This window comes from Pantoea sp. GM_Pan_3, assembly GCF_026541045.1.
Taxonomy (GTDB): domain Bacteria; phylum Pseudomonadota; class Gammaproteobacteria; order Enterobacterales; family Enterobacteriaceae; genus Pantoea; species Pantoea anthophila.
Genome location: NZ_JALNVA010000003.1, coordinates 266,753 through 290,438, shown reverse-complemented (window position 1 = coordinate 290,438; position 23,686 = coordinate 266,753). Strand labels below are relative to the sequence as shown.

22 protein-coding genes, 1 tRNA gene and 1 riboswitch are annotated in these 23,686 nt (G+C 57.1%); of the genes, 14 read left to right on the top strand and 9 right to left on the bottom strand.

Translation table 11 applies throughout. The features are described 5' to 3' along the window. Positions 1-17: 17 nt before the first annotated feature. From OXR04_RS11800 to OXR04_RS11775, 6 genes are all read left to right on the top strand, one after another. A complete protein-coding gene (locus tag OXR04_RS11800; protein WP_267369959.1) occupies positions 18-296 on the top strand; it encodes a phage tail assembly protein in 279 nt (92 codons plus the stop codon). Positions 297-328: 32 nt separating this feature from the next. Then, entirely contained in the window at positions 329-454 is a 126-nt protein-coding gene (locus OXR04_RS11795; protein WP_128086079.1) for a GpE family phage tail protein, read from the top strand. Then, on the top strand, positions 444-2,906 hold the full coding sequence (locus OXR04_RS11790) for a phage tail tape measure protein (RefSeq protein WP_267369960.1): 2,463 nt from the start codon (positions 444-446) through the stop codon (positions 2,904-2,906). The genes OXR04_RS11795 and OXR04_RS11790 overlap by 11 nt, the downstream gene beginning before the upstream one ends. 3 nt (positions 2,907-2,909) lie before the next feature. Further along, entirely contained in the window at positions 2,910-3,437 is a 528-nt protein-coding gene (locus OXR04_RS11785) for a phage tail protein (RefSeq protein ID WP_089414085.1), read from the top strand. Beyond that, positions 3,434-4,606: a phage late control D family protein gene (locus tag OXR04_RS11780; protein WP_267369961.1), complete on the top strand. Its 1,173-nt coding sequence runs from the start codon at positions 3,434-3,436 to the stop codon at positions 4,604-4,606. Before OXR04_RS11785 ends, OXR04_RS11780 begins: the two co-directional genes overlap by 4 nt. Before the next feature lie 69 nt (positions 4,607-4,675). Continuing rightward, complete coding sequence (locus OXR04_RS11775; protein ID WP_010678536.1) at positions 4,676-4,894, top strand: ogr/Delta-like zinc finger family protein; 219 nt, start codon at positions 4,676-4,678, stop codon at positions 4,892-4,894. Between the two features lie 52 nt (positions 4,895-4,946). Here OXR04_RS11775 and OXR04_RS11770 read toward each other — a convergent pair whose 3' ends face one another. After that, the gene (locus OXR04_RS11770; protein WP_267369963.1) at positions 4,947-5,354 is read right to left on the bottom strand and encodes a hypothetical protein; all 408 of its coding nucleotides are present in this window, start codon (positions 5,352-5,354) and stop codon (positions 4,947-4,949) included. A 157-nt stretch (positions 5,355-5,511) separates the two neighbouring features. Further along, positions 5,512-5,587, bottom strand: a tRNA-Ile gene (locus OXR04_RS11765). Positions 5,588-5,961: 374 nt separating this feature from the next. Between OXR04_RS11765 and mug the strand changes: the two genes are divergently transcribed. Continuing rightward, on the top strand, positions 5,962-6,492 hold the full coding sequence (gene mug / locus OXR04_RS11760) for a G/U mismatch-specific DNA glycosylase (RefSeq protein ID WP_111208131.1): 531 nt from the start codon (positions 5,962-5,964) through the stop codon (positions 6,490-6,492). Positions 6,493-6,533: 41 nt separating this feature from the next. Here mug and rpoD read toward each other — a convergent pair whose 3' ends face one another. The 3 genes from rpoD to rpsU form a co-directional block, all read right to left on the bottom strand. Next, positions 6,534-8,375, bottom strand: a complete 1,842-nt coding sequence (rpoD, locus tag OXR04_RS11755) for an RNA polymerase sigma factor RpoD (RefSeq protein WP_009087305.1) — start codon at positions 8,373-8,375, stop codon at positions 6,534-6,536. Positions 8,376-8,606: 231 nt separating this feature from the next. After that, positions 8,607-10,352 (bottom strand): DNA primase, encoded by a 1,746-nt coding sequence (gene dnaG, locus OXR04_RS11750; RefSeq protein WP_009087304.1) that lies wholly within the window; start codon positions 10,350-10,352, stop codon positions 8,607-8,609. 118 nt (positions 10,353-10,470) lie between these two features. Continuing rightward, the gene (rpsU, locus tag OXR04_RS11745) at positions 10,471-10,686 is read right to left on the bottom strand and encodes a 30S ribosomal protein S21 (protein WP_001144069.1); all 216 of its coding nucleotides are present in this window, start codon (positions 10,684-10,686) and stop codon (positions 10,471-10,473) included. Positions 10,687-10,963: 277 nt separating this feature from the next. On the opposite strand from rpsU, the gene tsaD reads away from it, so the two are divergent. After that, entirely contained in the window at positions 10,964-11,977 is a 1,014-nt protein-coding gene (tsaD, locus tag OXR04_RS11740) for a tRNA (adenosine(37)-N6)-threonylcarbamoyltransferase complex transferase subunit TsaD (protein ID WP_267369965.1), read from the top strand. A 29-nt stretch (positions 11,978-12,006) separates the two neighbouring features. Here the strand turns inward: tsaD and plsY are convergent, their stop codons facing one another. After that, the gene (gene plsY / locus OXR04_RS11735) at positions 12,007-12,612 is read right to left on the bottom strand and encodes a glycerol-3-phosphate 1-O-acyltransferase PlsY (RefSeq protein WP_009087302.1); all 606 of its coding nucleotides are present in this window, start codon (positions 12,610-12,612) and stop codon (positions 12,007-12,009) included. A 108-nt stretch (positions 12,613-12,720) separates the two neighbouring features. Here plsY and folB point away from each other — a divergent pair, with 108 nt between their 5' ends. Together folB and bacA are read left to right on the top strand one after the other, a co-directional pair. Continuing rightward, entirely contained in the window at positions 12,721-13,080 is a 360-nt protein-coding gene (gene folB, locus OXR04_RS11730; protein WP_010249061.1) for a bifunctional dihydroneopterin aldolase/7,8-dihydroneopterin epimerase, read from the top strand. A gap of 191 nt (positions 13,081-13,271) precedes the next feature. Then, a complete protein-coding gene (bacA, locus tag OXR04_RS11725; protein WP_009087300.1) occupies positions 13,272-14,090 on the top strand; it encodes an undecaprenyl-diphosphate phosphatase in 819 nt (272 codons plus the stop codon). Between the two features lie 15 nt (positions 14,091-14,105). Here the strand turns inward: bacA and OXR04_RS11720 are convergent, their stop codons facing one another. Together OXR04_RS11720 and OXR04_RS11715 are read right to left on the bottom strand one after the other, a co-directional pair. Then, the gene (locus tag OXR04_RS11720) at positions 14,106-15,338 is read right to left on the bottom strand and encodes a multifunctional CCA addition/repair protein (RefSeq protein ID WP_267369966.1); all 1,233 of its coding nucleotides are present in this window, start codon (positions 15,336-15,338) and stop codon (positions 14,106-14,108) included. A gap of 158 nt (positions 15,339-15,496) precedes the next feature. Then, positions 15,497-16,117, bottom strand: a complete 621-nt coding sequence (locus OXR04_RS11715; protein ID WP_267369968.1) for a TIGR04211 family SH3 domain-containing protein — start codon at positions 16,115-16,117, stop codon at positions 15,497-15,499. A gap of 270 nt (positions 16,118-16,387) precedes the next feature. Here OXR04_RS11715 and OXR04_RS11710 point away from each other — a divergent pair, with 270 nt between their 5' ends. The 3 genes from OXR04_RS11710 to hldE all read left to right on the top strand — a co-directional run bounded on the left by OXR04_RS11710 (position 16,388) and on the right by hldE (position 22,079). Further along, positions 16,388-17,698 carry an inorganic triphosphatase gene (locus OXR04_RS11710; RefSeq protein WP_267369969.1) on the top strand — a complete coding sequence of 437 codons (1,311 nt, stop codon included), beginning with the start codon at positions 16,388-16,390 and terminating at the stop codon, positions 17,696-17,698. A gap of 33 nt (positions 17,699-17,731) precedes the next feature. Continuing rightward, on the top strand, positions 17,732-20,584 hold the full coding sequence (gene glnE / locus OXR04_RS11705; protein WP_267369971.1) for a bifunctional [glutamate--ammonia ligase]-adenylyl-L-tyrosine phosphorylase/[glutamate--ammonia-ligase] adenylyltransferase: 2,853 nt from the start codon (positions 17,732-17,734) through the stop codon (positions 20,582-20,584). A 70-nt stretch (positions 20,585-20,654) separates the two neighbouring features. Further along, the gene (gene hldE / locus OXR04_RS11700) at positions 20,655-22,079 is read left to right on the top strand and encodes a bifunctional D-glycero-beta-D-manno-heptose-7-phosphate kinase/D-glycero-beta-D-manno-heptose 1-phosphate adenylyltransferase HldE (RefSeq protein ID WP_009087295.1); all 1,425 of its coding nucleotides are present in this window, start codon (positions 20,655-20,657) and stop codon (positions 22,077-22,079) included. 39 nt (positions 22,080-22,118) lie between these two features. Here hldE and OXR04_RS11695 read toward each other — a convergent pair whose 3' ends face one another. Then, entirely contained in the window at positions 22,119-22,514 is a 396-nt protein-coding gene (locus OXR04_RS11695; protein WP_009087294.1) for an accessory factor UbiK family protein, read from the bottom strand. 170 nt (positions 22,515-22,684) lie between these two features. Continuing rightward, a riboswitch (FMN riboswitch) is annotated at positions 22,685-22,842 on the top strand. Between the two features lie 110 nt (positions 22,843-22,952). Here OXR04_RS11695 and ribB point away from each other — a divergent pair. Beyond that, a complete protein-coding gene (gene ribB, locus OXR04_RS11690) occupies positions 22,953-23,609 on the top strand; it encodes a 3,4-dihydroxy-2-butanone-4-phosphate synthase (protein WP_009087293.1) in 657 nt (218 codons plus the stop codon). Positions 23,610-23,686 lie beyond the last annotated feature (77 nt).

Genomic DNA, 23,686 nt, shown 5'->3' with positions numbered 1-23,686 from the left:
GTGAACAGAGAACAATCATGGAAAAGAAAGAAAACGTTGTTGAGTTTGAAACCCCGCTGCTGCGCGGCGAAACCGAAATCAAAAGCGTGGAGCTGATTAAGCCGACCGCCGGAAGCCTGCGCGGCGTACGCCTGGCCGATCTGTGCCAGTCGGATGTTGACGCGCTGCTGACCGTGCTGCCGCGCATTACCCTGCCAGCGCTGACAAAGGCTGAATGTAACGCCCTCGATCCGGTTGACCTGATTACGCTGGGCGGAAAGGTGATCGGTTTTTTGCAGTCGAAGTCGGACGAATAGACTGGCCTCGCGGCCTGACGGTTAACGACCTGATGGCCGACATTGCCACGATATTCCACTGGCAACCCTCCGAGATGTACGACATGCCGCTGGCCGAGCTGATCGACTGGCGGCATAAAGCCTTTATCCGCAGCGGAGCGAACCCGGATGAGCAATAACCTCAAGGTGCAGGTGCTGCTAAATGCGGTAGACAAAGCCTCGCGCCCCTTCAAAGCCGTTCAGACTGCCGCTAAAAATCTGTCGTCTGACATTCGCCAGACACAATCAACGATTAAGGAGCTGGACGCGCAAGCCGGGAAAATTGACGGCTTCCGTAAGGCCAGCGCGCAGCTGGCCGTCACGCAGCAGAGCCTCAAAGACGCGAAGCAGGAGGCAGCAGCGCTGGCCGTGCAGTTTAAAAACACGGAGCGGCCAACTACTCAGCAGGCCCGCGCACTGGAAAAGGCCCGGCAGGCGGCGGCAGAGCTGCAGACGAAAACCAACAGCCTGCGCCTGTCGGTGCAGCAGCAGCGCGAGGCGCTTAACACGGCGGGGATTTCCACCAAAAGCCTGAGCAGCGAGCAGCAGCGCCTGCGAACCGCATCAGCGCAGGCAACCGTCAGCCTGAGCCGTCAGAAAATGGAACTTCAGCGGCTGAATGCACAGCAGGAACGACTGAACCAGACAAGTGAGCGCTACCGGAAAGGCCAGGAGCTGTCGGGCAAGGTGCGCAATATGGGTGCGGCCGGTATCGGGGCTGCAACGGTCGGCGGCATGGCGGCAACCTCGCTGCTAATGCCGGGCTTTGATTTCGCACAGAAGAACTCCGAGCTGCAGGCCGTGCTCGGCGTGGCGAAAGATTCAAAGGAGATGACCGCACTGCGTGCGCAGGCGCGGCAGCTGGGTGATACAACGGCCGCCTCTGCCGATGATGCGGCAGGTGCACAGATCGTTATCGCCAAAGGTGGCGGTGATGCAGCTGCCGTTCAGGCCGTTACGCCGGTTACGCTCAACATGGCGCTGGCAAACAAGCGCACGATGGAAGAAAACGCCGGGCTGCTGATGGGGATGAAGTCAGCCTTCCAGCTTTCAAACGATAAGGTGGCACACATCGGCGACGTGTTGTCGATGACGCTGAATAAAACGGCCTCTGATTTTGACGGGCTGAGTGATGCGCTGACCTACGTCGCCCCGGTGGCGAAAAATGCAGGCGTCAGTATCGAGCAGGCGGCAGCAATGATCGGCGCTCTGCATGACGGAAAAATCACAGGCTCGATGGCCGGTACGGGAAGCCGCGCTGTGCTGAGCAGGCTGCAGGCTCCTACCGGCGAATCATTCAAGGCTATCAAAGAGCTGGGGATTAAAACCGCAGACGGCAAAGGAAATACCCGGCCGATCTTCACCATCCTGAAAGAAATGCAGGCCAGTTTTGACCGTCACAAGCTGGGAACGGGCCAGCGCGCTGAGTACATGAAAACCATCTTCGGCGAGGAGGCCAGCTCATCAGCCGCCCTGCTGATGACTGCTGCCTCAACCGGCAAGCTCGACCAGCTGACCGCCGAGTTTAAAGCCTCTGATGGTAAAACGGCCGAGCTGGTTCAGGTCATGCAGGATAACCTCGGCGGCGATCTGAAAGAGCTGCAGTCTGCGTATGAGGCTATCGGCACCGACCTTTTTGATCAGAACGATGGCGCTCTGCGAACACTCACCCAGGATACAGCGGCGCTGCTGCTTAAGGTTGATGGCTGGATTAAAGCTAATCCTGAGCTGGCGGGCGGTATTGCTAAGGTGGTAATGGGCGGGCTGATGTTAGCCGGGGCGCTGGGCGCTATCGGGCTGGTAGCCTGGCCGGTGATTGCGGGCGTGAATACCCTGATTGCCGGGGCGGGCTTCCTCGGCACGGCATTCAGCATCGCGGGCGGAGCGATAACGGCGGCGCTCGGTGCTATCACTCTGCCGGTAGTGGCCGTCGCGGCGGCAATCGTGGCCGGTGCGCTACTGGTTCGTAAATACTGGGAACCCATCAGCGCCTTTATTGCAGGCATGGCCGAAGGCTTCACAGCTGCGATGGGGCCGATCAGTGATTCTTTCGGCTCGCTGAAGCCCGCTTTTGAGTGGGTAGGCGGTAAGGTCAAAGAGCTTTGGGACTGGTTCGGCAAACTGCTGGAGCCGGTCAAATCCACGCAGGCTGAACTTGCCGCCGCCGGAGACATGGGTAAGCAGTTCGGCAACATGCTGGCCGAGGCGCTGAAAATTCCGGGGCATGCGCTTGATCAGCTTATGGGTGGCATAGATTGGGTACTGGATAAGCTCGGCATTATCGACACGAAATCCGATGGCCTGAAAGACAAGGTTCCGACGCCCGATGCGGTAGCAACCGGCGGCGCGGGCGCAGATACCGGCGGGCTGCAATACAACATCGCCTATGGTGGCGCGCCTTACCGCCCGGTTTCAGCTCCGTCAGCCGGGGGCGGATTCACCGACCGCAGCCAGAATACCTATCAGTATGAAATCAACATGCACGAGGGCATGACCAAAGACGACGCAATGGCGCTGATGGCGCAGCACCAGGCAAAAGAGCAGCGCAATCGTCAGGCGCAGAACCGCAGTAAAATGGGCTGGGAGGATTAACCGATGATGATGATTTACGGCATGATGCCGTTTATGCGGCAGACCCTGCCTTACGGGGATATGCAGCAGAATATCGACTACCGCTGGCCCACTAACAGCCGGTTCGGGCAGCGTCCGTCGGCGCAGTTTATCGGGCCGGGTGATGAAAAAATCACGCTTTCCGGTGAGCTTCGCCCGGAAATCACAGGCGGCTCGGTGTCGCTGATGACCGTCCGCCTGATGGCCGATGAGGGGATGGCGTGGCCGCTGATTGGCGGCAGCGGCATGATTTACGGCATGTATGTGATTGAGAGTATTTCAAACACCTTCAGCGAGTTTTACCCCAACGGAACGGCCAGCAAAATCATGTTTACCCTGAGCCTGAAGCGCGTTGATGAGTCGCTCACCTCGATGTTTGGCGATCTGAAAAAGCAGGCTGACGGGCTGATCAGCGGCTCCGCCAGTCTGCCAGGTCAACTTACGTCAGCAATCGACGGCGTGAGGTCGGCGGCCGGTAGCCTGATTTCAACTGCAGGGGGGCTGCTCGGATGATCGGGATAAGCAGCCTGCCGGTGCAGGCCGGGGCGCAGATGACGCCGGATTTCATGCTGAAGGTTAATTCTAATGACGTCACAACCAACATCCGGGATCGCCTTATCTCGATGACGCTGACCGATAACCGCGGCTTTGAAGCTGACCAGCTGGATATTGAGCTGGACGACGCCGACGGGCAGCTGGCGATGCCGGTACGCGGCGCAGTGATAACGCTGTTTCTCGGCTGGAAAGGACAGACGCTTTTCGGGAAAGGCAATTTCACCGTTGATGAGGTTGAGCACCACGGTGCGCCGGATACCATGACAATCCGCGCCCGCAGTGCAGATTTTCGTGGCTCGCTCAATTCCCGCCGGGAGGTGTCCTATCACGACACTACCCTGGGCGACATTGTGACGCAGATAGCCGGGCGCAATAACCTAAAGCCCATGCTGGCCGATGGATTCGCCGGAATTGCCGTGGCTCACATCGACCAGACGCAGGAGACTGACGCTAAATTTCTGACGCGGCTTGCCACCCTGTACGGCGCGGTTGCAGCTGTGAAGGCCGGGCGGCTTCTGTTTATAAAGCCCGGTAACGGCGTCACCGCCAGCGGAAAGCCAATCCCGCAGATGACGATCACGCGGCAGGATGGTGACCGGCACAGCTTCAGCATTGCCGACCGTGGCGCATACACTGGCGTCTCGGCAAGCTGGCTGCATACCAAAGACCCTAAGCCCAAGAAAGTTAAGGTAAAGCGCAAGCCGAAAGAAAAGCATTTACGCGCGCTGGAGCACCCGGCGGCTAAAAAGAAAAAGACGACCGCGACCAAAACGCCGGAGGCCAAAGAGGGTGATTATCTGGCGGGGACAGAAGACAACATCTTTACCCTGACGACCGTGTATGCGACGAAAGCAGCAGCGATGCGGGCCGCAAAAGCAAAGTGGGATAAGCTGCAGCGCGGCGTCGCTGAGTTCTCGCTCACGCTCGCGATGGGGCGCGCCGACCTGTATCCGGAGACGCCAGTCAGGGTGAGCGGCTTTAAGTCGGTGATCGATGCGCAGCCGTGGATTATAAGTAAAGTGACGCACAGCCTGAGCGGCAGCGGATATACAACCGCGCTTGAGTTTGAGGTGCTGCTTTCAGATGTGGAGTATGAGGCAGAATCAGACGAAGATGGTTCACAATAAGTGAAAATTAGTTGCTCATTTTGGTATTTAAGAGTATTAAAGCTACGAGCTTACAGGGAGACGCCACCGATGATGCATTGTCCGTTATGCCAGACCGCCGCACACGCTAAAAGCAGCAGATACATTTCAAAAGAAACAAAAGAGCGTTATCACCAGTGCCAAAATATCAATTGCAGCTGTTCTTTCAAAACGCACGAAACGTTAGCGATGATTATTGTAACGCCGGGCCAGGTTAATCGTGTTCCGATCTTCACAGGACATGAATCCCAGCCGTCGTTACTGCACTAATTTGATAGGTCTATAAAACAAAACCCCGCACTGGCGGGGTTTTTTGTGGGCGCTACTTGCTGACCATGAAGACGTGAGTGTTGCCAAGCAGCAGCGCTGCTGCGGGCTTATCCATCAATTTACCCATTTCATTACAGGTCGACAGTGGATTTTCAAAAGAATATCCGCTGGCTTTAAATTTATTTATTACGTTGATTGCCTTGATATTTTTTAGGTAATTAGCCGGTACGTCTTTTGTCCAAATGGGGGAGCATATCCCGCTAGAGGTGATTACTTTATAAGTTTCATCATCAACATTGGCGGCGGGTATCACAATAGTTAGCTGATCTCCTTTTAGGCTGACTTCCGTTGGTTGCCAGGGCTTAAGTTTATTTTTAAGGGTGATGACGTCTGAAGCTTGCGCCGCAGCAACTGAGGAGAATATTAAGGCAGAGCTGATCAGGGCTAAGTGTAATCGCATTATCAAGCGTCCTTTTGAGGTGAGTTTGTCTGGCGAATCGATCGGGGGAAGGCGTTGGCGGTAAAAATGCACCGCCACTTTACCGCCACTCGAAAAGCCAGATGCAAAAAAACCGCTTCTATGAGCGGCTTAAATATATGTTTTTTATGTGGAAATTTGGTGGCCCCTGCTGGGTTTGAACCAGCGACCAAGCGATTATGAGTCGCCTGCTCTAACCACTGAGCTAAGGGGCCAGCGGAGCGGGGATTATAAAGTATCTCTTCAGGGCGATCCAGCACTCCGCCATCGGTTGCTGAAATAAACAGCAGCGATTTACCTGCTGATTTCTATAACAAAACTGATGAACGGCGTTAGCGAAGTTTTAAAACAGCGTGGAAAATGCGACGCCATGCCTTTAGCGAAACTGGACATCAGGCTGCAGTAGCCGTGTGCTGCTTCTGCCACGTCGATAGCGGAACGCGTTGAGTCCTGAAGGCTGGAATGTACTGAGCGTAATCACTACTATCTTAGCCAGAGATTACGTGGCAGAGAGTACAGGACGTTCTATGGAGAAGCAGAGCAGCAGAGCGCTTACGCCACAGCGTAGCGACAGCAGGGCGGGAAAGGCATGAGTGAACACGCTATCCGCGACATTATCACTCCGGGGCTTGATGTGCTGTTCTGCGGCATTAACCCCGGCCAGTCAACTGCCCATCAGGGCTTTCACTTTGCGCATCCCGGTAACCGGTTCTGGAAAGTCATCCATCAGGCCGGATTCACCCGTGAGCAGCTGAAACCGGAAGAGGAGCAGCGCTTAACCGAAACCGGCTGCGGTATCACCATGCTGGTTGAGCGACCCACGGTGCAGGCGAGCCAGCTTGCCACGGATGAACTACGTGAGGGCGGCAGACGCCTGATGGAAAAGGTGCTGAATTACCAGCCCGCCGCGCTCGCCATCCTGGGTAAGGATGCGTTTCGTCACGCCTTTCAGCAGCGCAAAGTGGAATGGGGTAAGCAGCCCGTCTTTATGGGGAAAACCCAGGTGTGGGTGCTGCCAAATCCCAGCGGCCTTAATCGCGCCTCACTGGAGGAGATGGTCGAAGCTTACCGTCAGCTTTACCGGGAGCTGCATCCGGGGGAGAGCAGGGCGGATAAATAGCAGGCATAAAAAACCCCGGCGAACCGGGGTTTTTGTCGGACTCAATCGTCGAGGAAGCTACGCAGCACTTCCGAGCGGCTCGGATGGCGCAGTTTACGCAGGGCTTTCGCTTCAATCTGACGAATACGCTCACGCGTTACGTCAAACTGTTTGCCCACTTCTTCCAGCGTATGGTCGGTGTTCATATCGATACCGAAACGCATGCGCAGCACTTTCGCTTCACGCGCGGTCAGGCCAGCCAGCACGTCATGGGTGGCAGAACGCAGGCTCTCTGAGGTAGCAGAATCCAGCGGCAGCTCCAGCGTGGTGTCTTCGATAAAATCGCCCAGATGTGAATCTTCATCATCACCAATCGGCGTCTCCATCGAGATCGGCTCTTTAGCGATTTTCAGTACTTTGCGAATTTTATCTTCTGGCATCAGCATGCGTTCAGCCAGCTCTTCCGGCGTCGGCTCGCGACCCATCTCCTGCAGCATCTGGCGCGAAATACGGTTGAGCTTGTTGATGGTCTCAATCATATGCACCGGAATACGGATGGTACGTGCCTGGTCCGCGATAGAGCGGGTAATCGCCTGACGGATCCACCAGGTCGCATAGGTCGAGAACTTGTAACCACGGCGATATTCAAACTTATCGACCGCTTTCATCAGGCCGATGTTACCTTCCTGAATCAGGTCGAGGAACTGCAGACCGCGGTTGGTGTATTTCTTGGCAATCGAAATAACCAGACGCAGGTTCGCTTCCACCATCTCTTTCTTGGCGCGACGTGCTTTGGCTTCACCGATCGACATGCGACGGTTGATATCTTTAACCTGCTCAATGGTCAGGCCGGTCTCTTCTTCGACCTGCGCCAGCTTCTGCAGGGAACGCATAACGTCATCCTGCACTTCCAGCAGCTTTTCAGACCACGGCTTGTTCATCGCCAGCGCCGCTTTGAACCAGCTCTCATTGGTTTCGTTGCCGGTGAACAGCGTGATGAAGTTTTTCTTCGGCATTTTGCACAGCTCGATACAGAGCTTCATGATCAGACGTTCCTGAGTACGAACACGTTCCATCATGGTGCGCATGCTGCCTACCAGGTAATCGAACTGCTTCGGTACCAGGCGGAACTGTTTGAAGACGTCAGAGAGGTTCTGGATTTCAGCAACGGCGGCGGCATGGCTGCGACCTTTGCTTTTGATCACGCTACGGGTGGTTTCGTACTGCTTGCGCAGATCGGAGAACTTCTCGCGCGCCAGTTCCGGGTCGATGGAGTTATCGTCCTCGGAGTTGTCGTCTTCGTCTTCGTCTTCGTCTTCGTCGTCGTTACGATCGGCTTCAGACAGCTCGGAGCCCACGTGCGTAGCCGTTGGGGCCAGATCTTCTTCTGCGTTAGGATCGACGAAACCGGTAATCAGATCGGAAAGGCGTGATTCACCTGCTTCAACTTTGTCGTACTGATCCAGCAGGTAAGTAATCGCTTCAGGGTATTCGGCAACGGAACACTGAACCTGGTTGATACCGTCTTCGATACGCTTCGCGATGTCGATTTCGCCTTCGCGCGTCAGCAGTTCAACGGTACCCATTTCACGCATGTACATGCGAACCGGGTCAGTCGTACGCCCGATTTCAGATTCAACGCTGGATAACACCTGAGCGGCAGCTTCCGCGGCATCTTCGTCAGTATCGGAGCTGTTTTCGTTCAGCATCAGATCGTCGGCATCAGGGGCTTCTTCAACCACCTGAATACCCATGTCGTTAATCATCTGGATGATGTCTTCGATCTGATCGGAGTCGACGATATCTTCCGGCAGATGGTCATTGACCTCAGCATAGGTCAGATAGCCTTGCTCCTTACCACGGGTGACAAGAAGCTTGAGCTGTGACTGCGGGTTTTGCTCCATAAGACGGTATCCACACTTCTGTTAATTAGATTGGTGTCGGTCGGCAGCGAGCCAACAATAGCAGTGAAGGCCTTTAATTCTTGCCGCTGCCTTCGTCGCGGCGTGGGCTTTGCCCATCAGTAATCGGCACTTAAGCCGCGTGTTTAAATCGTTGGTGCTACAGGCCTGGCTTAACGCCCACGGCCTTAAAACAGCCACGCCGCCCTCCATCAGAACGGGCAGCGTGCTAAATTATTTTCGGGCAAACGCCTGACTGAGTGTCCAGAGCTCACGGCGCTCGTCGGCGCTCAGTCCCTGGGTGCGTTCACGCGCTATCAGAAACTCCAGACGCTCTTCCAGAGCTGAGTCGTAAACGCTGGCCAGCGAGTCCTGAAACACCGCTTCGGCTTCTTCATCTACTATCATGTGGTTCCAGATCGCCAGTGTTTCAAGCGTCTGACTAAAATTTGTTCCGCGATATAACTCTAGTAGCTGTCCGGTGGTCAATCCAGGATTCTCATTACAGCGACCGACTAATTCAATAAACAGCGGTAAACCCGGCATTTTTGACTCAGACAGCCCGTCAAGCGAAGGCACCATCGACGCCAGCTGCGGGTTCTGAATCAGTAACGCAATCAGCACGCGCATGGTGGTACGCTTAAGCGGCGGGGCGACCGGCGCCGTTCCGCTTGTGGCCAGCTTTGGCATCAGCTTTTCAAGCTGATTGTCATCGAGAATACCTAGTTTATTCCCCAGCTCCTGACGCATATAAATACGTAAGGTCTCACCAGGGATCTGCGTAATCAGCGGTAAAGCCAGCGTACTGAGGCGCGCTTTACCGTCGCGTGAGCTCAGATCCACCTGCGGCAGCAGGCTATCAAACAGAAACGAAGAGAGCGGCATTGCCTGCTCCATCCTCGCCTCGAAAGCGGCTTTACCCTCTTTGCGGACCAGCGTATCCGGATCTTCGCCATCGGGTAAAAACATAAAGCGTAGCTGACGACCATCATTCATGTAAGGCAATGCGGTCTCAAGCGCACGCCATGCTGCTTCACGTCCGGCCCGGTCGCCGTCGTAACAGCAGATCACGGTGTCGGTACTGCGGAACAGCAACTGAATGTGTTCAGCCGTGGTGGAGGTGCCCAGCGACGCAACGGCATAATCGATGCCATACTGCGCCAGCGCAACCACGTCCATGTATCCCTCGACCACTAACAGGCGGGCGGGTTCAGGATGATTTTTTACTGCTTCATACAGGCCATAGAGCTGGCGGCCTTTATGGAAAATCGGTGTTTCCGGCGAGTTCAGGTATTTCGGCGTTTCGTTACTCAGGACACGTCCGCCAAAACCGATGACGCGGCCACGCTTATCGCGAATCGGAAACATGACGCGGTCGCGAAACCGGTCATAGGTACGGCCTTTATCATTGCTGACCAGCATGCCCGCTTCCATCAGTGACTCACGGTCTTCGGATTGCTTGCCAAAACGCTTGAGAACATTGTCCCAGCCGGCGGGGGCATACCCTATCGCAAAGTGATCGATGATTTCGGCGCTCAGACCACGACGATCGAGATAGTCGCGGGCTGGCTGCGCGCTGGACTGCTGCAGGCTCTGCTGATAAAAACCGTTCAGGCTCTCCATCAGCTGATACAGGCTCTGGCGCTGATGGCGTTCCATCTGGCTGGGCCCGCTGCCTGCTTCATAAGGCACGTCTAAACCGTGGGCGGTGGCTAACTCTTCGATACTCTCAACAAACTCCAGACGATCAAAGTTCATCAAAAAGTCGATGGCATTGCCGTGTGCGCCACAGCCGAAACAGTGATAAAACTGTTTTTCGCCGTTTACGGTGAAAGAGGGGGTTTTTTCATTGTGGAAAGGACAGCACGCGTGGAAATTCTTACCCTGCTTTTTCAGCTTAACGCGGGCATCGATAAGATCCACGATATCCGTGCGGGCAAGTAAATCGTTGATAAATACGCGTGGAATTCGTCCAGCCATACGCCCCGGTTTTTCAGCTCATAAACGGCAACAAGCCGCGCTTCCTTTCGGAAAGCACGGCCTTTTACTTGACTCTGTCTGCGTGAATCACGCGGTGGAGGCGGACCTCCGGAACGACTTAGTACAGACGAGTGCGGCGTGCGTTTTCGCGAGCCAGTTTCTTGGCGTGACGCTTAACTGCTGACGCTTTAGCGCGCTTACGTTCGGTAGTCGGTTTTTCATAGAACTCACGACGACGAACTTCAGCCAGAACGCCTGCTTTCTCGCAAGAACGTTTGAAGCGACGCAGTGCTACGTCAAATGGCTCGTTTTCACGTACTTTAATTACCGGCATGTAACTCTCACCTCGATAAAATTCGGTTTTGCTGCTGACTGCGGCGCCAGCACATTTCAAAATGGTGCAGCATTTTACTCCAACCCAGGTTGGTTTGTAAAGCACCATGGACAATTTGAAACCAACAGGAGCGTTTGCCTGTGCGGCTGCCGGTTTTTCCAGGGGCGGGAGTATAGCGCACTCTTTAGCCGACAGAAAATGACTTTTTACGCGGGATGGCCGCGCTGCATCTCCCATTGCTGTGATAAACTGCGCGCCGCAAGAATGAGGTGATGCAATGCGAATTCTGGGTATTGAAACGTCGTGCGATGAAACCGGCATCGCAATCTATGATGACGAGGCCGGATTACTGGCTAACCAGCTCTACAGCCAGGTTAAAGTGCACGCAGATTATGGCGGTGTGGTGCCGGAACTGGCCTCACGCGATCACGTGCGTAAAACCGTGCCGCTGATTCAGGCGGCGCTGAAAGAAGCCGGTCTGGCACCACAGCAGATCGATGCGGTGGCCTACACCGCCGGGCCAGGGCTGGTCGGTGCGCTGCTGGTCGGCGCGACGATTGGTCGCGCACTGGCGTTTGCCTGGAAAGTGCCGGCGGTGCCGGTCCACCATATGGAAGGTCATCTGCTGGCTCCGATGCTGGAAGAGAATCCACCGGCATTTCCGTTTGTCGCGCTGCTGGTGTCGGGCGGACATACTCAGCTGATCAGCGTCACCGGCATCGGTGAATATCTCCTGCTGGGTGAATCGATTGATGATGCGGCAGGTGAAGCCTTTGATAAAACGGCGAAGCTGCTGGGTCTCGACTACCCGGGTGGGCCGATGCTGTCGAAAATGGCGCAGCAGGGCACGGCGGGGCGGTTCACCTTCCCGCGTCCGATGACCGATCGTCCGGGGCTGGATTTCAGCTTCTCCGGGCTGAAGACCTTTGCCGCGAACACCATTCGCGCTAATGCGGATGACGATCAGACCCGAGCCGACATCGCCCGCGCCTTCGAGGATGCGGTAGTGGACACGCTGGCGATCAAATGTAAGCGCGCACTGGATGAGACCGGCTTTAAGAGTCTGGTGATTGCGGGCGGCGTCAGCGCCAACCGGACGCTGCGCGAGCAGATGGCGGTCATGATGCAAAAGCGCGGCGGTGAAGTCTTCTACGCCCGTCCTGAGTTCTGTACCGACAATGGTGCGATGATCGCGTATGCGGGCATGGTGCGACTGAAAGGAGGAACGCGCGGGGGGTTAGGCGTCAGCGTGCGACCGCGCTGGCCGCTGGCGGAACTGCCCGCCATCTGATGTGAAAAAAGCCGGCTTGCCGGCTTTTTTTATGGCTGAGATTTCTTTTTACGCTTCCAGATCTTGCCTTCCTGTCCCCGCCACAGCCGCTGAATATTATCGTGATGACGCAGCAGGATCAGACAGGAGAGCATGGAAACCGGGAAGGTGAACTGCGGTTTGAACCACCAGACGTAAAACGGCGCGATCAGCGCGCTGACGATAGCGCCCAGTGACGAGTAGCCGCTGAGCAGAACCGTTAACAGCCAGGTGCCGGTGACCAGGCCGGTCAGGTCCCAGCCAATGGGCGCGATGGCACCGAATGCCGTCGCCACCCCTTTTCCGCCGCGAAAGCGAAAGAACACCGGATAGATATGACCCAGGCAGGCGGCAATCGCGGTGAGGCCAAGATAAAGCGGGGGAACGTGCATCAGCCAGGCCAGCCAGACCGGCACCATCCCTTTCAGCACATCAAACACTAATACGGTGGCGGCTGCGGCTTTACCGCCCAGGCGCAGCACGTTGGTCGCCCCCGGATTGCCGGACCCGTGCGTGCGGGGATCGGGCAGGCCAGCGACTTTACAGACCAGAATGGCACTGGAAATCGAACCGCAAAGATACGCGAAAATAATCATACCAAGCGCGAAAGCACTCATAACACCGTACCGTTCCCTTCAGGGTCGTTTTGATCTCTTCAACCGTGGATAATACGCATAATCCGCCGGAAGTGGTATCCGGCTTAGCCAAAAACAGAGAGTCTTATCATGGATATCGTATTTATAGAACAACTCACGGTGTTCACCACCATTGGCGTTTACGACTGGGAACAGGGCATACAGCAGAAGCTGGTGCTCGATGTCGAAATGGCCTGGGATAACCGGCTGGCGGCCAGCAGCGACGATGTGAAGGACTGCCTCAGCTATGCCGATGTCTCCTCGGCCATTCTGACGCACCTGACCGGCAGCCGTTTCGCCCTGGTGGAACGGGTTGCTGAAGAAATTGCGGATCTGTTGATGAACCGTTTCAATTCGCCTGGCGTACGCATAAAGGTCAGCAAACCGGGCGCGGTGGCCCAGGCGGCGCAGGTTGGCGTGCGAATCGAGCGCGGGACTATTCCTAAATAAATACGATGTGATTGCCATCACAATGAAACCAAACCAAATTACTGTCTGTCATAGCCTGTACCGATGCGTTACAGCAGGCGAATCGGTTTAGACCTTAAGGTTTACTTCAGGCTAACAGCGGCATGATTTCAGGCGATAGCAGCGCGCTACCGCCTTTTTAATGGTTTTGAAACGGATAGAGGGAACATTTGATGGCAGATATTCATCAGCTTTGGGTAGCTGCAATCCTGGGCGTTGTGGAAGGGCTGACCGAATTTTTACCGGTCTCTTCCACAGGGCACATGATTATAGTGGGTCACCTGCTGGGCTTTGAGGGTGAAAAAGCCGAGACCTTTGAAGTTGTGATCCAGTTAGGATCGATTCTGGCCGTAGTGGTGATGTTCTGGCGCCGTCTGTTCGGGCTGATCGGCATCCACTTTGGCGAAGTGAAACATGAGGGTGTCGGCAGCGGTCGTCTGTCGCTGATCCATATTCTGCTGGGCATGGTGCCGGCAGTCGTTGTGGGTCTGGTGCTGCACGATCAGATTAAAACGCTGTTTAATCCGATCAACGTAATGTACGCGCTGGTGGTCGGGGGTGTGCTGCTGCTGGCCGCCGAGTTCCTGAAGCCAAAACAGCCGAAAGCCGTGGGCGTCGATGATATTACCTATCGTCAGGCGTTTATGATTGGCTGCTTCCAGTGCCTGGCGCTGTGGCCTGGCTTCTCCCGTTCCGGTGCCACTATCTCTGGCGGGATGCTGATGGGCGTCAGCCGTTATGCCGCGTCGGAGTTCTCCTTCATCCTGGCCGTGCCAATGATGATGGGCGCGACCGTGCTGGATATGTACAAGAGCATCGGCTTCCTGACGATGGCCGATTTCCCGATGTTCGCGGTGGGCTTTGTGACGGCATTTATCGTGGCGCTGATTGCGATTAAAGCCTTCCTTGAGCTGATCAAACGCATCTCTTTTGTCTCGTTCGCCATCTACCGCTTTATCGTCGCGGCAGCGGTCTACATGGTCTTCATGTAAACCGCAGGCAGACTGCTAGTCAGTCAGCCCGATCGCCAGACCCTGCGCGACGGCGTCAACCCGTCGTCGCGTTAACTCCTCCCGCACTTCCGCACCTTTAAATCCCGCCTCGATCACGGCTTTAGTGGGAACCGCCTGGGCCAGCGCAAAAGCGCGACGCAGATAGTCACCCTGCGGATAGGCCATACTCTCCAGCCCGGCACGCCCGCGTGCGTCCGCTTCACTGGTCAGCGCCATCTGTTCGACGCGCTGCGGCTTGCGCCACGCATCAATCCGGTCGAACAGCGCCACCAGTGACGCCGCGGATTGCCGCTCAATGGTGTGCACCACGTCATGAAACTCGGTCACGATCAGGGCCAGATCGCGAATCGCGTTGGGCACCCGCAGCCGCTGACACAGCGCCTCAACCAGCGGCACACCCGCCAGACCATGACCATGATGGCTGGGCCACCGCTCAGGCGGCGTCAGTGCCTTACCGACGTCATGGAACAGCGTGGCGAAGCGCACCTCGATCTCTCCGGAGAGCGCGGCAGCCATCGCCAGCGTCATCAGCGTGTGGACGCCGGTGTCAATCTCCGGGTGCCACTTCGCAGGGGCCGGGATGCCAAACAGATTGTCCAGTTCGGGGAAAAGCACCTTCAGCGCACCGCAGTCGCGCAGTACCTGAAAATAGACCTGCGGATTACGGGTGCTCAGGGCTTTTTCCGTCTCCTTCCACACCCGCTCAGCCGTAAGATTTGCCAGCTCTCCGCTCTCCGCCATCTGCTGCATCAGCTGCCGGGTTTCAGGGGCGATACGAAAGTTGAGGTGAGCAAAACGCGCCGCAAAGCGCGCGACCCGCAAAACCCGCAGCGGGTCTTCACTGAAAGCCGCAGAAACATGGCGCAGCAGGCGCTGAGCGATATCACGCTGGCCGTCGTAGGGATCGACCAGTTTGCCATGCTCATCCTGCGCTATAGCGTTAATCGTCAGATCGCGCCGCTGTAAGTCCTGCTCCAGCGTCACGTCGGGAGCAGACCAGGTCACAAATCCGGTATAGCCTTTCCCGTTTTTCCGCTCGGTTCGTGCCAGCGCATACTCTTCGCGGCTGACAGGATGCAGGAAAACGGGAAAATCGCGACCGACCTGCTGATAGCCCTGCTCCAGCATGGCTTCAGGCGTGGCACCGGTCACCACCCAGTCTTTGTCTGTAACCGGCAGATTCAGCAGCGCATCACGCACCGCACCGCCAACAAGAAACGTCTTCACGTAAAACTCCAGAGAAAAAGAAATGATCGGCACGCCGGGCGCATCCCGCGCCTGAAATCAGCGGTGCATCTGGTTTTATTGTTGCACAGATTGCCCGGATTGCAGACATGCCAAAGGGGGGATCGTCTGATCCCCCCTTTAAAACCGGCAGAATGCGGTCAGTTCATCCAGCGATCGCTTTTCTTGCGGCGCGGCAGCATGTGCGGCAGTAACAGACCCAGCAGCAGGCCGACGCCCAGCACGCCGCCGCCATACATAAACCACTGCATGATGATGGTACGCTGCTTGTCATCCAGCTGAACGTTGGCGGCGCTGACTTTCTTCTGCGCGACGATCAGCTCATTTTTCAGCTTCTGATTTTCGTCTTTCAGCCCGTTGATGACACCGTCGCTGCTGGCGACTTTGTTCTGCATCTCGGCGGTGCGCTGGTTCCAGCTGTTGTCGATGTTATCCAGCTTGGCGGTCAGATCTTTGACCTGCTGCTCAAGCTGCGGCACCCGGGTGCGCAGGCTCGGATTTGCGCTGAGCTGCGACAGGGGGATCCAGGTGGTGCGGCCTTGCGAATCGCGGATCTGGCCATAATGAGTATCATTGTTAGTCTGTAACAGCTGCACCTCTTCCCCGGCGTTCAGCTTACCGAGCAGGCGGAACTGGTCGCCGGGGCCGCTGCGCACCCAGGTCGAGAGTTCATCAGAGACATAGCGTTTTTCGTCGGCGTGGGCAGGTGCAAGGGTGCTGAGGGCCAGCAAAGTGATTCCAGCGAGTGTGATTTTTTTCATTCGATTTCGTTTGGCTTAATCTGACTAAAAATTTACCGGCACAGTCTGGAGAGGCCCCGCATAAATCTGAATGAGAACTATCCTGGTCTCATGGGAGTGCGAAAAGGTCTGCAAAGCGCAAAGAAAGCAGAGACAGCGCCGCTTCTGTGCATTAATCTTCGCCTCATAACCCCTTGCCCTCAGGCGACAGCGTAACCAGCCTGCTGATAATCGCCTGAAATATGCAGGAAAAACCCTCTTAAGTGCCAGCGGCGTAGTGAATAAAAAATTATGACCATCGAAATCGAACTAAAGTTCATTGCAACTCCACAAGCGGCCGGGAAACTGGCTGAGTACTTCTCCACTTTGCCGCATCAGCACCAGGCGGCCCGTGAACTGACCAACATCTACTTTGAGACCGATGACAACCAGCTGCGACGCTGGGACATGGGCTTACGCATTCGTGGCATCGATAAACAGTATGAGATGACCCTGAAGGCCGCGGGGCAGACGCTGGGCGGACTGCATCAGCGCCCGGAATACAACGTTGAACTCAGCGAACCGGTGCTCGATATTGCGCGCCTGCCCGCCACGATCTGGCCGCAGGGCACCGATGTCGCGGCGCTCCAGTCGCGCTTACAGCCGCTTTTCACCACCCATTTCCAGCGCGAGATCTGGCTGATTACCTCTGGAAACAGCGAAATTGAAGTGGCGTTTGACCAGGGCGAGGTGTCGGCCGGTGAGTTCAGCGAACCGCTGTGCGAGGTCGAGCTTGAGCTGAAGCGTGGCGAACGTCAGGATCTGCTGACCTTTGCACAGCAGCTGGTGGCGCAGGGGGGACTGCGGATGGGCAGTCTGAGTAAAGCCGCCCGGGGTTATCAGCTGGCGCAGGGGAATCCGCCGCGCCTGATCAAGCCGTTCCCGCTGCTCAAAGCGGGGGCGAAAGCCACCGTGGAGCAGGGGATGGTCGCCGCCATGTCGGCTGGCCTCAGCCACTGGCAGTATCATGAAGAGGTCTGGCTGCGGGGCAATGCGGCAGCACAGGATGCGGTGCGCGAAGCGCTGGATCTGCTGCGCCAGGCGTTCAGCCTGTTTGGTGCGCTGGTGCCACGCAAAGCCAGCAGCGCGCTGCGTCAGCAACTGACCACGCTGGAAGAGACGCTGGTGAATGAAGAGCAGGCCGCTGCTGCCTTCTGTCTCTCTTCACTCTCCGTTGAGACCCAGCTGGCTCTGACGCACTGGCTGGCGGAATCTCAGTGGCGTCAGTGGATCGACGTCAAAGGGGAAACCAAGCTACAGGGCTCCTTTAAACGCTTCAGCGACATCATGCTGAGCCGCGTGAATGCCGATCTGAGAGAGACCTTCAGCACGGTGAAACAGCCGAACGAATATCAGGACAAGGCGACCCGTCTGGCGCGTCAGCTGCTGACGGTTCACCTGCTGGCCGGATCCTACGCGCCTGAAACCGTCGCCAGCTGGCTGGAACCCTGGCAGCAGCTGCTGTCAGCCATTCATGAAAAGCAGGAGTCGGGCTTAGCCTGGCTGGCCTCGCAGGCAATGAAACAGTCGCCGTTCTGGCTCACCAGCGGCACAGGCCGCTAACCGCTTTCAGGTCACGCCATCAAGGAGGGCGTTATGTTGTCAGCACTTCCCGCATTGTTACGCAATCAGGCCGAAGAGGCCGCCCGACAGCTTGGGGTGCCGCTGGCCTCGCTCAGCCCGGAGGAGGCTGCCGGGCTGGCTTTCAGTGATTTCGTGCTGGAAAACCTGCAACAACATCCCGACTGGTGGCAGGCGATACGCGACCAGCCGCCGCAGCCTGATGAGTGGCAACACTATGCCGCATGGCTGAATCAGGCGCTGAGTACGGTTGACAGTGAAGCGAGCCTGATGCGGGAACTGCGGCTGTTTCGTCGTCGTATGCTGGTGCGGGTCGCCTGGATGCAGGCCCTGCAACAGGCCTCGACCGTACAGAGCCTGCAGCAGCTCAGCGTGTTAGCGGAAGTGCTGATCAGCCGGGCGCGTGACTGGGTCTGGCAGGCCTGCTGTCATGATTTCGGCACACCCTGCAATGCCGATGGTGAGGCACAGCCGCTGCTGATCCTGGGGATGGGCAAGCTGGGCGGCGGCGAACTCAATTTCTCCTCTGATATCGACCTGATTTTTGCCTGGCCAGAAAACGGCACCACGCGTGGCGGACGGCGTGAACTCGACAACGCGCAGTTCTTTACCCGTATGGGGCAGCGGCTGATCAAAGTGCTCGATCAGCCCACCATGGATGGCTTTGTTTATCGGGTGGATATGCGGCTGCGCCCCTTTGGCGACAGCGGCCCGCTGGTGATGAGCTTTGCCGCGCTCGAAGATTACTACCAGGAGCAGGGGCGGGACTGGGAGCGCTATGCCATGGTCAAGGCGCGGCTGATGGGCGATGACCAGGATCGCTGGAGCCTTGAGCTGCAGCAGATGCTGCGGCCCTTTGTTTACCGGCGCTATATCGACTTCAGCGTGATCCAGTCGCTGCGTAACATGAAAGGGATGATCAGCCGCGAAGTGCGGCGACGCGGACTGAAAAATAACATCAAACTGGGCGCGGGCGGCATTCGCGAAACCGAATTTATCGTGCAGGTGTTTCAGCTGATTCGGGGCGGACGTGAGCGCTCACTTCAGCTGCGTGCGCTGCTGCCAACGCTGGAGGCGATTAAAACGCTGGCTCTGCTCCCTGCTGAACAGGTCGATGCGCTGCGCGAGGCCTACCTGTTTCTGCGGCGGCTTGAGAATCTGCTGCAGAGCCTGGGCGATGAGCAGACACAGACCCTGCCGGAGGATGCGCTGCATCGCGCCCGGCTGGCATGGGCAATGGATTGTGCCGACTGGACGACGCTGATGACGCAGCTCGACAGTCAGATGGCGGCCGTGCGCACTATCTTTGACGAGCTGATTGGTGAGGACACCCCGGACATCGACGACCAGCGTGAGCTGGCGGAGTTTCAGGTTCTGTGGCAGGACCAGCTGGAGGACAGCGAGCTGGCTCCGCTGGTGCCGCAGCTCAGCGACGATCAGCGGCTGTCACTGCATCAGACGCTGGAAGCTTTTCGTCAGGACATCAGCCGGCGCACCATCGGCCCGCGTGGTCGTCAGGCGCTGGATCAGCTGATGCCGCGGCTGCTGAGCGAAGTCTGCCTGCGCGAAGACGCGGCGGTCACGCTCAGCCGCGTGACGCCGCTGCTGCTTGGCGTGCTGACCCGCAGCACCTATCTGGAGCTGCTCACCGAATATCATGGCGCGCTGCGGCATCTGATCCGGCTGTGTGCCGCCTCACCAATGGTGGCCAGCCAGCTGGCACGTCACCCCTTGCTGCTGGATGAGCTGCTCGATCCCGCCACGCTCTATCAGCCCACCGCCACCGACGCCTATCGTGACGAACTGCGACAGTATCTGCTGCGTATTCCCACTGAGGATGAAGAGCAGCAGCTGGAAGCGGTGCGGCAGTTTAAACAGGCTCAGCATCTGCGTATTGCCGCCGCCGACATCGCGGGCACGCTGCCGGTGATGAAAGTGAGCGATCACCTGACCTGGCTGGCGGAGGCGATTATCGACTCCGTGGTGCGGCAGGCGTGGACGATGATGGTGCAGCGCTATGGCCGCCCCTCGCACCTGACCAGCGAACATGAGCGCGGCTTTGCCGTGCTGGGCTACGGCAAGCTGGGGGGCTGGGAGCTGGGTTACAGTTCTGACCTCGATCTGGTCTTCCTGCATGACTGCCCGGCAGACGTGGTGACGGACGGCGAGCGCAGCATTGATGGCCGTCAGTTCTATCTGCGTCTTGCTCAGCGCATCATGCATCTGTTCAGTACCCGCACCGCCTCCGGCATTCTCTATGAAGTGGATGCACGGCTGCGTCCTTCCGGCGCGGCGGGCATGCTGGTCAGTACCTTTGACGCCTTTGACGACTATCAGCGCAACGAAGCCTGGACCTGGGAGCATCAGGCACTGGTCCGGGCGCGCGTAGTGTTTGGCGAGGCGGCGCTGGGGGAACGCTTCAATGCCATTCGCCGGGCGATCCTCTCGCAGTCGCGCAGCGCGGAAGCCCTGCAGACTGAAGTGCGTGAGATGCGTGAAAAGATGCGCACTCACCTCAGCAACAAGCACAAAGGTCGCTGGGATATTAAAACGGACGCGGGCGGCATCACCGATATTGAATTCATCGCGCAATATCTTGTCTTACGCTACGCCGCTGAGCAGCCTGAACTCACCCGCTGGTCAGATAATGTGCGCATTTTTGAGCTGATGGCGACGTACCACAAAATGGCCGCCGATGAAGCGGAAGCGCTGACGCAGGCTTACGTTACCCTGCGCGACGCCCTGCACCATCGCGCGCTGCAGGAGCTGCCTGGCCACGTGGAGCCAGAGGCCTATGGCGCGGAGCAGCAGACGGTGCTGAGCAGCTGGCAGCGCTGGCTGGTAACGCCTGCGTCTATCCTGGCGTGATGCTGATAGCACAAATCGCAACTGTGCTATCATCCGCGCACTATTTTTAATGCAGTCTGGAGTGTCTGGAATGAAAGTGACTCTGCCCGCGTTCGGTCAAGCCTCAGTGCTGGTCGTCGGCGATGTAATGTTGGACCGCTACTGGTATGGCCCAACCAGCCGTATCTCCCCTGAGGCACCGGTGCCGGTGGTGAAAGTGGACACGGTTGAAGAGCGTCCTGGCGGCGCAGCAAACGTGGCGATGAACATTGCAGCACTCGGTGCCGCGTCACGCCTGATTGGCCTGACCGGCGAAGATGATGCGGCGCGCGTGTTAAGCAGCACGCTGAAAGATGTCAACGTACACTGTGACTTCGTGGCGGTTAAAAGCCATCCGACCATCACCAAACTGCGCGTGCTTTCCCGCAATCAGCAGCTGATCCGCCTCGACTTTGAAGAGGGCTTTGATCAGGTCGATCCGGAACCTATTCATCAGAAGATGCGTGAATCCCTGGTGGCTGCCGGTGCGCTGGTGCTATCCGATTACGCCAAAGGCGCGCTGGAAAGCGTGCAGACCATGATTACTCTGGCGCGTGACGCCGGTGTGCCGGTTCTCATCGACCCGAAAGGCACCGATTTTGCCCGCTACCGTGGCGCGACGCTGCTGACGCCAAACCTTTCAGAATTTGAAGCCGTGGTCGGCAAATGCAAAAGCGAAGAGGAGATTGTCTCGCGCGGCATGCAGCTTATTGCCGATTTCGATCTCTCTGCGCTGCTGGTGACCCGCTCCGAGAATGGCATGACGCTGCTGCAGCCAGGCAAAGCGCCGCTGCATCTGCCGACTCAGGCGCAGGAGGTCTATGACGTGACCGGTGCCGGCGATACGGTCATTGGCGTACTGGCGGCGGCGCTGGCGGCAGGCGATTCACTGGAAGAAGCCTGTTTCCTCGCCAATGCAGCAGCCGGTGTCGTGGTCGGCAAACTGGGAACCTCGACGGTCAGTACCGTTGAGCTGGAAAACGCTATTCATGCCCGACCGGAGCAGGGGTTCGGCATCATGACGGAAGCGCAGTTAAAAGCCGCCGTTGAGATGGCGCGCCGCCGCGGTGAAAAAGTGGTGATGACTAACGGGGTGTTCGACATTCTGCATGCTGGTCATGTCTCTTACCTGGCGAACGCCCGCAAACTCGGCGATCGGCTGATTGTCGCGGTTAACAGCGATGCGTCAACCAAACGTCTGAAAGGGGAGAGCCGTCCGGTCAATCCGCAGGAAAACCGCATGATTGTTCTCGGTGCGCTGGAAGCGGTCGACTGGGTGGTGCTGTTTGAAGAGGATACCCCGCAGCGGCTGATCGCCAGCATTCTGCCTGACCTGCTGGTCAAAGGCGGCGATTACAAGCCGGAAGATATCGCGGGCAGCAAAGAGGTGTGGGCAAATGGCGGCGACGTACAGGTGCTGAACTTCGAAGACGGTATCTCAACCACCAACATCATCAAAACCATCCGCAGCAGCTGACAGCGGTATTAAGCGGGAGCCGTGCTCCCGCTTAACGGCTTATTCTGGCTTGTTATCCGCAGCAGGTTTCACCACATCGGCAGCCGGTGTTGATACCGGTGCTGCCGCAGGGGAAGTTGCTACGGATGACGGCGGGGTAACCGGCGCAGCAGGGGCAACCGGTGCGGTCGCGGTCGGCGGCGTACCTGCTGATGAACCCTGACTTTCCAGCTGGGCCAGACGCTGCTCCAGTGCCGCCATTTTCTCACGCGTACGCAGTAACACCTGCGTCTGCACATCAAACTCTTCACGGTTAACCAGATCCATCCGGGTCAGCTGCGCCTGGAGAACCTGACGAATTTTCTTTTCGACATCATCGCCAAACTCGCGAACGCCTTTAGGCATCGCGTCGTGAACCTGGCGGGCAAGTTGTTCAATTTTTTTCGTGTCGATCATGATGATTTCCTGGTTACGGGAGCTGTGTCAGCGTGTTTACCAACGTAATAAGTGTTAAGTGTAATGCCAGAAATGAAAAGGATAAACCTCAAATCGGTAACGCAGAAAATGCAAAAGCAATTGCGCTATTGATGATTGCCGCTACAAACGATCGGCGTTATAGTTGATTTGCTTATTCTCAGGGCGGGGCGCAATTCCCCACCGGCGGTAAATCAGCCTCGGCTGAAAGCCCGCGAGCGCTTTATTCCACTGAAAAGCGGGGTAAAGGACAGCAGATCCGGTGCAATTCCGGGGCCGACGGTTACAGTCCGGATGGGAGAGGGTAACGACACCTGTCGGACAATTGTGTCTGCATCACGTTATTGCCACGTCTTTTTGACGTCACTCCTAAGCATGCCCTGATTCTGGTAACCCATACATTTTAAGGTTTTTATTACCATGAATCAGACGCTACTTTCTGAATTTGGCACGCCTCAACAGCGTGTAGAACGTGCTATCGCCGCCCTGCGTGAGGGACGCGGTGTGATGGTGCTCGACGATGAAAATCGTGAAAACGAAGGCGATATGATCTTCGCCGCAGAAACCATGACCGTTGAACAGATGGCTCTGACCATTCGTCACGGCAGCGGCATCGTGTGCCTCTGCCTGACCGAAGAACGTCGTCAGCAGCTCGACCTGCCAATGATGGTGGAGAACAACACCAGCTCGTTTGGCACCGGCTTCACGGTGACCATCGAGGCTGCAGAGGGCGTTACCACCGGCGTTTCTGCTCAGGATCGTATTACCACGATCCGTGCGGCGATTGCTGATGACGCTAAACCCACCGATCTGCATCGCCCTGGCCATGTCTTCCCGCTGCGTGCGCGTGAAGGTGGCGTCTTAAGCCGTGGCGGTCATACCGAAGCGACCATCGATTTAGTGACGCTGGCCGGCTTTAAGCCCGCAGGCGTACTGTGTGAACTGACCAACGACGACGGCACTATGGCGCATGCGCCTGAGGCGATTGCGTTCGCGCGTCAGCACAACATGCCGGTGGTGACCATTGAAGATCTGATTGCCTGGCGTCGTGAACACGAGACCCGTCACGCCAGCTAATCGCTGACCGTCAAAAACAGGTCACGCATCGTGACCTGTTTTCCTTTCTGAGTTATTCAAATTTTCTGATAATCATC